Origin of the sequence: Granulicatella sp. WM01, from assembly GCF_004570605.1 — a bacterium.
In the GTDB taxonomy this organism is placed as follows: Bacteria; Bacillota; Bacilli; order Lactobacillales; family Aerococcaceae; genus WM01.
The window spans coordinates 37,479-52,399 of record NZ_SPPB01000003.1; the positions used below are offsets into that span (position 1 = coordinate 37,479).

Here is a 14,921-nt window from a genome sequence, read left to right on the forward strand (position 1 = left end):
TAGATCCGTTACAATTGGTGGCTCTTTTGATTAAACATAACCGTTATCTCACCAAAGATTTTAGACGGTTATTTTTTATTGTCCTTAAAAAATGCATGATAGAATTTGAACAAGAAAAACAATTATGCTATACTGTAAACAGTGGAGGCATTTTGAAGATTACTCCAAAATGCCCAAAGCAGATCCGTTAAAACCGGTGGCTCTTTTGATTAAAAATAACCGTTATCTCGCCAAAGATTTTAGACGGTTATTTTTTGTTGCCTTTTTTGAAGAGTGTATGACACAAACTTATTAATAGAATAGTGACTTCACTAAATCCTAAAATAGTTTGTATGACTTCAAACGCACCCACACTAGCTCCTCCTTTCTAAAGATTTTGATGAATTGCCCATAGGCATCACCTCTCTTTCAAAGTTTAGAGCCACCGTCTTCACTTATCTACTCTTTTAGTCTACCATATCCCATACATGTTACCTAGCTCTTTTGCCATTTTAGTTTCGCTATACCAAAATGGTTTAATACACACCAAATACGCTTATCTTCACTTATAAAACATGTGAAATTCATGATAACTAAGAATTTTTTTGACAATTTTTTCAATTTTTCATGATACATTATACATATCCCCCTAGATTTTACCTCATATTCTCTTGATACTCATTATCTTTTGCAACTTCTCCTTTGTCATCATATCCTGCAGTATACCGTCTTGTTTTGTGAGTGTAATTTATCTTCCTATAATAAACAAAAATAATTTTTACTTTTTGCTCATATATAAGCACAAACTACTCCCCTATCTTCATTAATTCTCTAATCTGATAAGGCTATTTCTTATGCACTTTTAAATATACACGATAATATCAAAAACTGTGAGACATTTCCGTTTATAAACGGAGATGTCTCACAGTTTTAAACATATCACTTCAGGCAATTCTCTTTCTAGCCCCTAGTTGATGTGTCGGTAGGGTTTCTTTTTCACTATATCTTACCTTTAATTACTGTATGTGTGCCTATTTAACTTACTTTGTTGATTCAGCTATCACTAGTTGAGCTTGGAAATAATTTTCTCCACTTTGATAATCTGAATATTTAATTTTTTTCAGTAGTTCATCAGCACATGCACGTCCCATCTCGGTTAACGGTTGCTTAATCGTTGTTAAACGTGGAGAAGCAATACGGTCCAGAAAAACACCGTCAAAACCAATAACGCCAAAATCTTGAGGAATACTATGCTGTTTTTCACGCAATGCACGAGTTACACCAAGTCCAATACGGTCTGTACTACAAATAAAGCATGTATTCTTAGGTACTCCTATTTCTAGCAATTTTTCCACATACTGTTTTGCTTTTGAGGAACGATTTTTAACACGATGAATCGTATATGATTTACCAGCTTTATCCATTTCCTCCATAAATCCTTTTTCACGTTGTAACTCAAATCGTTCATCTACATCAATACCAATATATACACAGTTTTCATACCGTGATAATGCGTACTCGGTTGCCATAGATATAGCCTTTTGATTATTTGTATCCACAAAATCAATGTGATGATTATTTTCCCCATATAAAATAATAGGTTTCTCTAACGATTTAATCCATTCATAATCACGTTCACGCATACCTGTAATAATATACCCATCAGCTTCACCGTCATCTTGCTCTGGATTAGCAAGCAATCTAACGGCATATTGATGTAAATTTAATTCCTGCGCAATCCCTGTCAACAGTGTCATATAATACGGTTCCACAACGTCCATTTCCTCTAGGATAACGACTTTCACAACATTTGTGCGATTGCGTGCCAATGCTTGTGCTATACTATTTGGTGTATAATTCAACTCTTTCATAGCTTTATACACCGCTTCTTTTAATTCATCAGTGACTTTTTCAGGATGATTAATGACACGGGAAACCGTCATCTTTGAAACATTCGCTTTTTTTGCAACGTCTGTTAAAGTAGCCATTTTTTCTCCTTTACAGTATTAAATTTCCTTATTGATAATATACGCCTCATACGGACGTAAACAATCTGTCGGATTATCATAATTAGCAATTAATAATTCTCCCCTATCTCGTTTAAACGGCACATGTTCCGACGTTAAATTCGCCACAACTTGCCAACGCACGCCATTATAAACTCTCTCATAGACAAACAATCGCTCATCTGTTGGCACTAATTCATAATCTCCCCAAACCATAATATCATGTTCTTTTCTCAAAGCAATTAAGCGTTTATACGTGTAAAAAATCGAGCATTTATCCTCTAAAGCCTGTTTGACGTTTACTTCTTTATAGTTTTTATTTAGTGCTAGCCAAGGTGTAGCATTTGAAAATCCTCCATATTGACTGCTATCCCATTGCATTGGTGTCCGAGCATTGTCACGTCCCTTTGCATTAATTGAGCATAGGATTTCCTCTTTCGTATATCCGTTAGATAAACGATGGTGGTACATATTTATTGCCTCAATATCAGACACTTGACTAATATCTTCGGCAAGATAATTTGTCATTCCAATTTCTTGTCCTTGATAAATATAAGGTGTACCTTTCATTCCGTGTAATAAAATTGCAAACATTTTAGCACTTTCTATACGATACGTTGTATCATTCCCCCAACGAGAAACAACACGAGGAAGATCATGATTTTCAAAAAATAAGCTATTCCAACCTTCTTGCCCTAATTCAATTTGCCAACGGCTCATCACTTGCTTAAATTTACTTAAATTTAATGGTTTTAAGTCCCATTTTTCTTTGCCCTCTTGTTGATCCAAACACACATGCTCAAATTGAAACACCATAGACAACTCTTTTCGACTAGGATTAGAATACAATTTTGCAATTTCTGGTGTTGCTCCCCATGTTTCTCCAACGGTTAAAACATCATATTTTCCGAAAGTTTCACGATTCATTTCTTGCAAATAATCATGGAGCTTTTCTCCATTATTTGTTATTCCTTTATCAATTTGCTTCCCAATTAAATCAATCACGTCCATACGGAAACCACCTACACCTTTTTCAAGCCAAAAATTCATCATTTCCCATATTTTTTGACGTAAAAGTGGATTCTCCCAATTCAAATCAGGCTGTTTTTTACTAAATAAATGCAAATAATATTGCTGTGTTTGTTCGTCCCATTCCCATGCAGAACCACCAAAAATAGACATTAACTCGTTTGGTACATGACCTTGTTTAGCATCTCTCCAAATATAAAAGTCACGATACGGATTATCTTTACTCTGTCTTGCCTCAATAAACCACGCATGCTCATCAGACGAATGGTTGACGACTAGATCCATAATAATACGAATATTCCGCTTAGATGCTTCGTATAATAAACTATCCATATCTTCCATAGTTCCAAACTCTTTCATAATGGCACAATAATCACTAATATCATATCCATTATCATCATTTGGAGATTGATAGACAGGACTTAACCAAATCGCCGTAATGCCTAAATTAACTAAGTAATCTAAACGATTAATAATGCCTGGTATATCTCCAATGCCATCATGATTAGTATCTTGAAAACTACGTGGATAAATTTGATAAATAACAGCCGAATGCCACCATTTTCTTTCCATAGTTTTCCCTCTTTTCTAATAGAATTTAACAGACTACTTTACAAAGCAGCTAGTTATTATCTAAAGGACTAAATATTATACCTTAAAAAAAGATTATTGTCATGCTACTTATTAGCATGGATTAACAAAGAATTTAAGTCTAGTTTCTCTGTTGTATCTACTAAATAATTTGCTGAATACAGAATATCTTCTTTTCCAATACCAACTGAAAACATACCTGCAGCATTAAGACCTTCAATTCCTGATTGTGCATCTTCTAATCCAATACATTCATAAGCTTGAACATGCAATTGTTCAGCAGCTTTACAATATATTTCAGGATCTGGTTTCCCTTTTGTCAGATGTTCTGGATTTACAATAGTATCAAAATAATCAGAAATACCTAATCTTTCTAAAATAAAGGGACCATTTTTACTTGCAGAAGCTAAGGCTATTTTCAACCCTTTTTCCCTTGCTTGTTTTAAAAGTGGCAGAATACCAGGTAATACGTCGTTTTCAGTCATGCGCTCTATCAAAGCCAAATACGTTTCATTTTTTTTCGTTGCCAGTAGTTCTTTTTCCTCTTGGCTCATGTGCTTATTCCCATACTCTAAAATTTTATTTAGTGAATCCATTCGACTGATACCTTTTAATTGCTCATTGAATGCTCTATCAAATGGAATACCAATACTTTCTCCTAATTGTTTCCATGCTTGATAATGGTATTCTGCACTATCTGTAATGACTCCGTCTAAATCAAATACTAAAGCCTTTATCATATACTACCTCTCTTCCAAAATGAGATAGAGTATGGTTGCCCACATACTCTATCACTGTTTATTTTTTATAAAGAAACAACTACCTTGTCTTGCAATTGATACATGTGTTGAGCAATTTGTATTGTTAAACTTTCTCCGCTTATTAATGTAACTACTGCTTCCTCTTTTGTCACGTGAACAGATAATAAACGCTCTCTAAAATTAATTTTGAACGTATATCCTTCCCATTGTTTTGGAACAAATGGATTGAAGATTAACTTACCATGATAAACACGCATACCTGCAAAACCTTGAACAATGGACAACCAACTGCCACTCATAGATGTAATATGTAGCCCGTCTTCTGTATCATTATTGTAATTGTCTAAATCTAAACGCGCTGTTCTTGCGTATAATTCAACTGCTTTATCTTCCTTTCCCAACTCTGCTGCCAAAATCGAGTGAATACATGGAGAAAGCGATGATTCATGTACTGTTAACGGTTCATAAAAGTTGAAATGACGTTCTTTTTCCTCTTGCGTATACATATCGTTAAAGAAATAAATACTTTGTAGTACATCTGCTTGTTTGATATATGGTGAACGTAAAATTTTATCCCAAGACCATTTCTGATTTAACGGTCTATCTTCCGGAGATAATGCTGAAACAGGCTGTAAATCTTTATCTAAAAATGTATCGTGTTGAACAAAAATACCTAATTCTTCATCATAAGGCAAATACATATTAGCTATAATATGTTCCCATTGTCCTATTTCCTGCTCAGTAATGTCTAATTCTACTCGTTTATCATGGCTAATATCTTTTAAAATTTGGCATGTGTACATCAATGTCCATTTCGCAATATTATTTGTATGATAGTTATTATTCACGTTGTTTTCATATTCATTCGGTCCAGTCACACCATGAATCATGTATTGCTGATGACGTTTTGAAAAATGCACACGATCCGCCCAAAAACGTGAAATACCTACTAAAACATCAATCCCTTTCGTCAGCACGTACTCACTATTTCCTGTATAATTCGTATAATTATAAATAGCATACGCTATTGCACCGTTACGATGAATTTCCTCAAATGTAATTTCCCATTCATTATGGCACTCTACACCTGTAAATGTCACCATTGGATAAAGTGCCCCTTTTAATCCTTGTTGTTTTGCATTATGTATAGCACCATCTAATTGGTTATGACGGTACATGAGCAATTCCTTAGTGACTTGTTCATCAGCAACTGATAAATACATTGGCACAATATAGGCTTCTGTGTCCCAATACGTTGCACCACCATATTTTTCTCCAGTAAATCCTTTAGGTCCAACATTTAAACGATAATCTTCACCATAGTATGTCGAAAATAATTGAAAAATATTAAAGCGAATACCTTGCTGTGCTTCATCATCTCCAAAAATGTCAACATCTGCTTTTTGCCAACGACTTTCCCAAACTTTTTGATGAGCATTTTTTAATGCATCAAATCCCAACTGTGTAGCCTCCTGTAACAAATGATTTGCCACTTCACATTGTTTATCCACTTCAACATCTCGGCTTGTCACAACAGCTACATATTTTGTTAATGTTAAACTTTCTTGTACGCTTAAACTAACTTGAACACTTTGTCTTGCCAAAAACTCTTGGACGTCCTCAGTCTGTGGCTCATGTGACCATTCATTATGCATGGCTGTTAATACTGTAAATCTCGGTGCTTCAAACGGATTTTCTACTGTTTGTGTTTGAATATAAAGAGGCTCCTTGCCAAAAGATACCGCTTGCCAAAACTGTTCATCATAATTACTATCTTCATTTCTTACATTTCCATCTAATTTTGACACCATTTTAATAGATACTTGATCGCCACTTAACACGCTAGCACTTACCTTAACAATAGCCAATTCTTTTTGAGCAACACTTAAAAATCGCTCAAATGTAAATCTCACCGTAGCATCAGATCTTATCAATGTAAATTCGCGTGTCAAAATACCGTTCTTCATGTCTAAATCGAGAACAAAATCTTCAATAGTATCTACAGCTAAATCTAAATCCTGTCCATTTACTTCAATATCTACTGCAATAAAATTAGTCGCATTAATTACTTTTCCAAAATAATGCGGATAGCCATTTTTCCACCAGCCAACCCGTGTTTTATCAGGATACCAAACTCCAGCAATATACGTTCCTAAATGTGTATCCCCAGAATATCTCTCTTCAAAATATCCACGCATTCCCATATAGCCATTACCAATAGATGTTAAACTCTCTTGTAGACGTTTATCTTCTTTTTCAAGTGTATGACTCCTAACATGCCAACTATCAATGTCAAATATTCTTTTCATAAATCAACACTCCTTGCAAAAAATCGTTTTCACTTTATACACCTATTATGCCACACAAATAAATTTGTACAAGTCATTTGATACTGTTACCGATAACAAAAACAGGATGTGAGATGTCGTGCGTTACGAGCGATGAAAAAATTGTGCCAGAGCGTTCCATATTCAATGTGTCGCATAGCGACAACTGAATATGAGCGACTAACAACGTTTTTCAAGCGAGTGCGACATTGAACTCAACTATAACAGGATGTGAGGAAAGGTATGCCACGAACGAAGCTAAAAGTGCTTGAGCGACTAAAATGCTACGTGTACATAACACACGGCATTTTGGAGCGAACACATCTTTTTCAAGTGAGTACCTTTCCGAACTCAACTGTAACAGGATGTGAGATGTCGTGCATTACGAGCGATGAAAAAATTGTGCCGGAGCGTTCCATATTCAATGTGTCGCATAGCGACAACTGAATATGAGCGACTAACAACGTTTTTCAAGCGAGTGCGACATTGAACTCAACTATAACAGGATGTGAGGAAAGGTATGCCACGAACGAAGCTAAAAGTGCTTGAGCGACTAAAATGCTACGTGTACATAACACACGGCATTTTGGAGCGAACACATCTTTTTCAAGTGAGTACCTTTCCGAACTCAACTCCAGGATATGAAAAATCGCTTGTTTATGAGTGATGAAAATGCCACCCTATCCGTTCATGAAACTAAAACTATGCACAAAAACTATGTATTAAAACATCAGCACTTTCCTATTCATTTAGTATCTTTTTCAATCCTTTAAACACTCCTAAATAGCAACCATATACTACAATCTCACATATACCATACATTTAGACCTATACTTTAAGAGTTGAATATGTTAAAATAATTTAGTGCATAAGTACTATCTGTTAAATGTATATAAAATATAATATAAGGAGAAAAAATATGATTTTTAAAATGACTTATCAAGAAACAAAACACGAAGCACCACGTCGTGAAAACACAAAAGCCCTTTATATTGAGGCAAGTTCAAAAGTAGAAGCTCGTCAGTTAGTTGAACAAAACACCCCCTATAACATCGAATTTATCCAACCTTTAGACGAGGCTCACTTAGCCTATGAGCAAAAAAATCCTGATTTCAAGCTAACGGTATTCTAACATGAAAGTTAACTTACAAAATAATGAAACAGGAGTCTTTGCTTTAGGGGGACTTGGAGAAATTGGAAAAAACATGTATGGTGTCCAATTCCAAGATGAAATTATTGTCATTGATTGTGGGGTAAAGTTCCCAGAAGATCATCTGCTCGGCATTGATTACGTTATTCCAGATTATAGCTATCTCATTCAAAATAAACACAAAGTTAAAGCACTTGTTATCACACATGGTCATGAGGACCATATTGGAAGTATCCCATTCTTATTGCGTGAATTGAATATTCCAATTTATGCTGGACCTTTAGCTTTAGCACTTATCCGTAACAAGTTAGAAGAACACGGTTTATTACGAGATGCCATTTTAAATGAAATAAATGCAGATAGCGTAATCAAATTCCGAAAAACAACTGTTAGTTTCTATTTAACAACACATAGTATCCCAGAGGCATTTGGTGTTATTATAAAGACACCATCTGGTATTATCGTATCTACTGGAGATTTCAAATTTGATTTTACACCAGTTGGAGAGCCAGCAGATTTACACAAAATGGCAAAACTCGGAGAAGAAGGTGTTTTGCTAATGCTGGGCGATAGTACCAATTCCGAAATTTCTGGTTTTACCAAATCAGAAAAAGAAGTAGGTAATGCTATTAGAGAAATTATAAAAAAAATTGATGGACGCATCATTTTTGCAACATTCGCTTCTAACATTTCACGTTTGCAACAAGTGGTTGAAGTTGCTATCGAAACAAATAGAAAAATAGCTGTTTTTGGAAGAAGTATGGAATCAGCTTTTGTCACAGGGCGCGAACTTGGTTATATTAAAGCCCCTAAAGATACCTTTATTGATGGACGAGATATATCAATGTATCCATCAAACGAAGTGATTATTTTATGTACAGGTTCTCAAGGAGAACCAATGGCTGCACTTAGCCGTATTGCCAATGGAACACATCGACAAATTTCTATTCATCCAAATGATACAGTTATTTTCTCAAGTTCTCCAATTCCGGGAAATACTACAAGTGTGAATAAAGTTATCAATCTATTATACGCTGCAGGTGCAAATGTTATTCACGGAAAATTAAATAATATTCATACATCTGGTCACGGTAGCCGCCAAGAACAAATGTTAATGTTGCGTCTTTTGAAACCAAAATATTTTATGCCTGTCCATGGTGAATTTCGTATGCAAAAGCTACATGCCAATACAGCTGCAGAAGTTGGTGTTCCACTTGAAAATAGCTTTATTTTAGAAAACGGAGAAGTCCTTGCCATTACTGCAAATTCTGCTCGTAGAGCAGGACGTTTTATTGCCAATGATATTTATGTTGACGGTAGCGGCATTGGCGATATTGGAAATGTTGTTTTAAGAGATCGCCGCATTTTATCTGAAGAAGGCTTGGTTATCGTTGTAGCTACTATAGATATAGCAAATCGTACATTACTAGCTGGACCTGAAATGATGTCACGTGGTTTTGTATACATGCGTGAGTCTAGTGAGTTAATTAGTGATACGCAAAGTTTACTACGTCAAGTTATTTCTGACTACCTAGAAAGCGATGAAAACATTACAGAACGTCAACTAAAAGAATTATTTATAAATACGCTTCAAGCACATTTATACGAACAAACTGGACGACGTCCAGTAATTATGCCAGTTGTTGTTTGTCTATCATAAAATAAACCAAATCATGTCATTTAATAACTAAAACCAAAAGCTAAATATACACCTGACATGTATTCACATCTACAAAAAACAGTTCTATGCCAAATAGAGTTAAAAAAGAGGTTATGCAGATAAGAACATAGCCTCTTTTTCGTGGCTAAAACATAAATTTTCTCTCTATGACAAACAGAGGTTATGCAGATAAAAGCACTGCTTCTTTTTCGTGATTAGAAAATAATGCTTAACATTAATAAAGTTACTCACTTTCACAAAAGTAAATAACCGGTGCAAAAAAGAATGCGTTTTAGTTTTTTAATTTTAATATAGCACCAAAAATTCAATTGCTCTATTTTTGATATAGTTTAGTCCATATAATATTTTGATAATTTTTCAACTTAATTGCATTCTAATTACTCAATGCCATCACTCTAATTGATATTCAAACTATATTATTAGGAAATAAAAAATAAGGTCTTTGCCACATTCTATTGACAAAGACCATTAATAGTCTAACATGCTCACCCATGCAAAATATTTCTCTACTCTTTTCTGGACAACTTATCGTTTACAAAAGTGTTTCATTTTTTCAAACATAACAGTACAAATAAATTTCATTTATTATATATTACTCTCTAATCAACGTATAGTTATTCCCTTTCCCTACATCTGTGCCGTTAAAATAAGTCGTGCCATTGACTTCATAATGAACAGCATAAGTAATGCCTCCTCCGCCATCACGAATGCCTAAAATTTGCACTTCTCCTACTGTAGGAACGCTGAACACAACAGGTTTATTTTTAATCATAAACGGTTCAGTAATCGCTACTCCATCAACTAAGACTTGAACATAATCACCGTCTTCAGCAGCATAATCCCAAACATAAATTTTAGCTTGTGCTTCTTTAGAACTGTGCTTAATGGTCAAATCTTGATGAGATAGATTAGTATCCGATTGACTAATCCGTACACCTATTGGGAGTTGGGAGGATATTCCACTCTCTATTGCTGCATTGGCAGCTGACGAACTATTCACACTCGCCAATTTTGGTAATGCAATAATAAATAGACCTAGTAACAACCACCCTGTAATCTTCAATTGCTTATCAAATCGTGATTTACGCTTATTTCTCTTTTGCTTTTTTTCTGTGGTAACATAAGCTTCTGGTGATTGATTCATCTCTTGTTCGGCATTACTATCCCACTCTACTTGATTATCTATCTTCTCTTGAAATTCTCCTTGCTTATTATTCATTGCTTTCCCTCACAACTCTCACTGTTTTTTTATGGCAGAAGATGCAAAATGCAAGACGGCTTACAATAAGCTGCACAACCATTATCCAAAAGAACAGTGTATGCCTTGCTTCATTTTGCACTTGATACCCGTAATTCAATATTTCAATACCTACTGCTAAAATAGCTAAATTTACTGTAAGAATAATGATGTACGGATATAGCCAAGGATATTTATAAAAGTTTTTTCTAAAAAGCGGTACAAGCATTGTTATACCTGAAAATAAACTTACTATAGCTAATATAGATAGAGCAACTTGTGTTGTCCCAAATCCAGACTGCAACACTGTATGTATACTGTCAAAAAGAGCAGGTATACTAATTGTTGATAATACAAGTACTAAACTAATCACAATTAGCCATAATTTTTCAATAATATTTACAATCAGTTTGTTCATTATCCTAATACCTCCTTAATATCATCAACTGTAATTAATGGCAATTCATCAGCACCCATCGTGCCAGAACGACTTAAGCGCACCGCTTGGGCATTTAAAGATCTTTCAAAAATATTTCTCACATATCTCCCATTTCCAAATTGTGCTTGCCTTCTAGCCTGTTCAAGCACTTGCTTCAATAGAACTGTTGCCTCTTGAGACAAAATATACCCTTGATTAGTATACATTTTTTCTGCAATACTAAATAATTCATCTGTTGAATAATCATCAAACTGAATTATATGTGGGAAGCGTGATCTCAAACCTGCATTTTGTTGCAAGAAATTTTGCATATCATCAGTGTATCCTGCAAGAATAACCACTAGTTTATCTCGGTTATCATCCATCATTTTAACAAGTGTGTCAATAGCTTCTTGACCAAAATCGTTAGTTCCACCTTGTGCCAATGCATACGCCTCATCAATAAATAAGACACCATTGAATGCACTCTCAATAACTTCTCTTGTTTTAATCGCCGTTTGACCAACATATCCAGCAACTAAACCTGAACGATCGGTTTCAACTAACTTATTAGTTGGAATGATGCCCATATTGGCTAACACATTTGCAATAGTTCGAGCTATCATAGTTTTCCCTGTTCCTGAATTACCTGTGAAAATCATGTGCAATGTTTGTGTGTCATCCACTTTCAAACCGTTCTTTTTACGTTCTTCTTGAACAATTAACCTTGCATTAAGACTACGAATATATTGTTTAACAGCATCTAAGCCTACCACTTTACTTAGTTCAGCTTCTAAATCATAATTTTTACCTGAAGGTATTTCTGGTTCAATATCTAATAAAGTAATAACACTTAACTCCTCATCACTCACGTCACTCATTGCAATACGAGTTGATTGGTTTCTAATAACTTCATCTAAAAAATTACGCACCATACGAGCATTTCCCGATGTCACAGTAGCATGACGTTTTAAATGATATATAGCTTCTTTAAATGACAATATTGCATCATCACTAAAGACAAACCCCTTTTTATTCATCATCTGTTTACCAATTTCAAACAGTTCATCAGCAGAATAATCAGGAAATTCAATCTTAAGTGGGAAACGAGAGTCTAAACCAGAATTTACTTTCATGAAATCATTCATTTCTTTTTCATATCCAGCTAAAATAACAACAATTTCGCCACGATAGTCTTCAATGAGTTTCACTAAAACATCAATACATTCTTGCCCAAAAAGGCTACCGTCATTTGTAATAGCATACGCCTCATCAATAAATAACACACCGCCCAAAGCTGATTTAAATACCTCTTGCGTCTTTGTAGCTGTTTGTCCAACATATTCTGAAATCAAATCTTTTTTATCAACTTCAACTAGATGACCTGATTTCAACACACCCATTGCATGAAACATATCCGCAACAACACGTGCCATAGTCGTTTTACCAGTACCTGGATTCCCACTGAAAATCATATTTAAAGATTGTGTTGTATCAACTGTTAAAGATGCCTTTTGACGCTTTTCTCTAGCACGAATAACATGATATTGTGCTCTAATAAATTCTTTAACATTGTCAAGACCAATAATAGTTGATAGTTTTTCTTCAAGATTAAATGCTTCTTTTTCCAACAAGTCAAAATCTGCTACTGTTAATAATTCTAAATCTTGTGTAGTATCTTTAGCAATACGCTGTGATTGACTTAAAATAGCACTTTCAACTACATTACGTACAAGTCGTCCATTACCGCTATCATTTTTTCCTTTAATTTGTTTTCGTTCAAATAAGTCAACCATTGCTGCATGGCACTCTTCACTAATACGATATCCCTTACTTTTAGCAATAATGTTAGCAATATCATACATTTCTTGCGGCGTATAATCTTCGAACTCAATTATATGTGGGAATCTAGACTGTAACCCCGAATTTATTTTAAGAAAATCTGCCATCTCTCTAGAGTAACCGGCAAGAATTACTACTAAATCATCTCTATAGTCTTCCATACCTTTGACTAAAGCATCAATCGCTTCCAAGCCAAACACATCATGTTTATCACGACACAGTGCATACGCTTCATCAATAAACAACACACCTCCAACTGCTGACTTAATTAAATCCATTGTTAATTTTGCAGTCTGTCCAACATATTGACCTACCATATCCGCCCTGCTAACTTCCCTTAATTGACCGGAACTTAACACACCGATAGCTTTTAAATATTTAGCAACAATACGTGCAATAGTTGTTTTTCCTGTACCTGGATTTCCAGTGAAAATCATGTGCATAGAAAGACTTGCAGATTTTAACCCTTTTGCTGCTCTTAATTGTTGTACACTCAAGTTATTTTCAAGATTGAACACATACTCTTTAACTGTTTTCAAACCAACAATTGAATTCAGTTCTTCCTTTATACTATCTAACGTTAAACGATTATAATGCCGCTCATAATTATCAAGTAACACCGATACATTATTCACATAAAGCATATAGTCTTCTTCATATTTTAGAACAACCTCATCTCTTTTGGTGACCTCATGTTGCATAACATATTCAGACAACGGTTTGTAAATATTATCGTCTATATGTTCGACTAATCCCTTTACACCTTTTCTTGTATCATAAAAACGCATGATGGCATCAACACAAGAATTGTCTAATTGTAAATTAATTCTCAGTTGCCGTTCTACCTTTTCATTCACATTGGTTAACAAATTCATAATGATTTCTCTTAATTCTAATTCACTAAACGCATCAAGTACGATAATATCATTAATTTCTTGTGTAAATTCACTTCCAATATATTCTGTCACTTTATCAAATGAACCAGTAGCCGTAAAAATAAAATATTTGCCGTTTGTGTTAAATTCAGAAATAGATGTTGTGTTTAACATCCCCGTTGAATCGACAAGTACATTATTTTGGAGTGAGTAACGTTTAGTCAATTGATAGTTGCCGTTTTTAACCAATTGCATAACTACTTCCAAATAACGAAAGTTAGCTTTATCAACATGTTCAAACACCACAACATCTGATTGAGAATATAAACCTTTATACAAATCACTCATAAAGACGTCTTCTTCTGCACCTGTAGGGTATCTATCAAACACTACTTTAGGTACATCAACATAATCCAAAATCCCTCTTTCATTGAGCAATAAACACATATCCTTAACGGCTTTTACCTTACCATGACTATCATGTCCAATGATTAGAATGGTATTTCTAGGCATTGAATCATCAGTACCCATAACAAACGGACGCTTGAATGCTTGGCATAATGCAGAAATATTACTCTCAGAGGCTACCCAAGATTGACGAAGCAACTGTTCAATGCCATCAAAGTTATTATCACTTTTATCTGTACGACTATTCATGCTAAATTCCACTTTATCGGATTTGGAACTTTTAGCTTGGTTTTCACTTGACGGACTATACGCATTTGTTTTATTTTGTACAATCGTATGTCCAAGAGTGCTATTATTTGTAAAAGGCATAGTAACTGATTGCTGCTTCTCTTTTACTATAAACCCCTCTTGCTTAATGGTATCGATAATTTGTATCTCAGGGAATAAAAATCGCAATGCAGATTTTATTGAAAATGTCATATTATCTTCCTTTCTATCACTATATTAATAGAATACACTATATCTGTTTATTTTATACTAATCTGTATTATGCTAAGGAACACTCTAATCAACAATAAAAAATACTTTCCCAACTATTTATATTGTTATTATCAAAT

The 14,921-nt window shown here is 34.5% G+C and carries 11 protein-coding genes; 4 read left to right on the plus strand and 7 right to left on the minus strand.

What is annotated here, in order from left to right; translation table 11 throughout:
• Window positions 1-1,019: 1,019 nt before the first annotated feature.
• The 4 genes from E4T68_RS00980 to E4T68_RS00995 all read right to left on the minus strand — a co-directional run bounded on the left by E4T68_RS00980 (window position 1,020) and on the right by E4T68_RS00995 (window position 6,675).
• The gene (locus E4T68_RS00980) at window positions 1,020-1,967 is read right to left on the minus strand and encodes a LacI family DNA-binding transcriptional regulator (RefSeq protein WP_135123228.1); all 948 of its coding nucleotides are present in this window, start codon (window positions 1,965-1,967) and stop codon (window positions 1,020-1,022) included.
• 18 nt (window positions 1,968-1,985) lie between these two features.
• Window positions 1,986-3,587 carry an alpha-glucosidase gene (locus tag E4T68_RS00985; RefSeq protein WP_135123230.1) on the minus strand — a complete coding sequence of 534 codons (1,602 nt, stop codon included), beginning with the start codon at window positions 3,585-3,587 and terminating at the stop codon, window positions 1,986-1,988.
• 104 nt (window positions 3,588-3,691) lie between these two features.
• Window positions 3,692-4,345: a beta-phosphoglucomutase gene (pgmB, locus tag E4T68_RS00990; protein WP_135123232.1), complete on the minus strand. Its 654-nt coding sequence runs from the start codon at window positions 4,343-4,345 to the stop codon at window positions 3,692-3,694.
• 65 nt (window positions 4,346-4,410) lie between these two features.
• Window positions 4,411-6,675: a glycoside hydrolase family 65 protein gene (locus tag E4T68_RS00995; RefSeq protein WP_135123234.1), complete on the minus strand. Its 2,265-nt coding sequence runs from the start codon at window positions 6,673-6,675 to the stop codon at window positions 4,411-4,413.
• A gap of 261 nt (window positions 6,676-6,936) precedes the next feature.
• On the opposite strand from E4T68_RS00995, the gene E4T68_RS01000 reads away from it, so the two are divergent.
• The 4 genes from E4T68_RS01000 to rnjA all read left to right on the plus strand — a co-directional run bounded on the left by E4T68_RS01000 (window position 6,937) and on the right by rnjA (window position 9,503).
• Complete coding sequence (locus E4T68_RS01000) at window positions 6,937-7,140, plus strand: hypothetical protein (RefSeq protein WP_135123236.1); 204 nt, start codon at window positions 6,937-6,939, stop codon at window positions 7,138-7,140.
• Window positions 7,141-7,213: 73 nt separating this feature from the next.
• Window positions 7,214-7,360 carry a hypothetical protein gene (locus tag E4T68_RS09215; RefSeq protein WP_167753757.1) on the plus strand — a complete coding sequence of 49 codons (147 nt, stop codon included), beginning with the start codon at window positions 7,214-7,216 and terminating at the stop codon, window positions 7,358-7,360.
• Between the two features lie 252 nt (window positions 7,361-7,612).
• Window positions 7,613-7,825: a DNA-directed RNA polymerase subunit epsilon gene (locus E4T68_RS01005; protein WP_135123238.1), complete on the plus strand. Its 213-nt coding sequence runs from the start codon at window positions 7,613-7,615 to the stop codon at window positions 7,823-7,825.
• 1 nt (window position 7,826) lies between these two features.
• A complete protein-coding gene (gene rnjA / locus E4T68_RS01010) occupies window positions 7,827-9,503 on the plus strand; it encodes a ribonuclease J1 (protein ID WP_135123240.1) in 1,677 nt (558 codons plus the stop codon).
• A gap of 613 nt (window positions 9,504-10,116) precedes the next feature.
• On the opposite strand, the gene E4T68_RS01015 is transcribed toward rnjA, so the two are convergent.
• Genes E4T68_RS01015 through E4T68_RS01025 form a run of 3 tightly spaced genes read right to left on the minus strand, consistent with a single transcriptional unit; the run spans window position 10,117 to window position 14,784 of the window.
• Window positions 10,117-10,743, minus strand: a complete 627-nt coding sequence (locus E4T68_RS01015) for a hypothetical protein (RefSeq protein ID WP_135123242.1) — start codon at window positions 10,741-10,743, stop codon at window positions 10,117-10,119.
• Window positions 10,736-11,179: a hypothetical protein gene (locus tag E4T68_RS01020; protein ID WP_135123244.1), complete on the minus strand. Its 444-nt coding sequence runs from the start codon at window positions 11,177-11,179 to the stop codon at window positions 10,736-10,738. The genes E4T68_RS01015 and E4T68_RS01020 overlap by 8 nt, the downstream gene beginning before the upstream one ends.
• Window positions 11,179-14,784, minus strand: coding sequence for an AAA family ATPase (locus E4T68_RS01025; RefSeq protein WP_135123246.1), 3,606 nt, complete (start codon window positions 14,782-14,784; stop codon window positions 11,179-11,181). The genes E4T68_RS01020 and E4T68_RS01025 overlap by 1 nt, the downstream gene beginning before the upstream one ends.
• Window positions 14,785-14,921 lie beyond the last annotated feature (137 nt).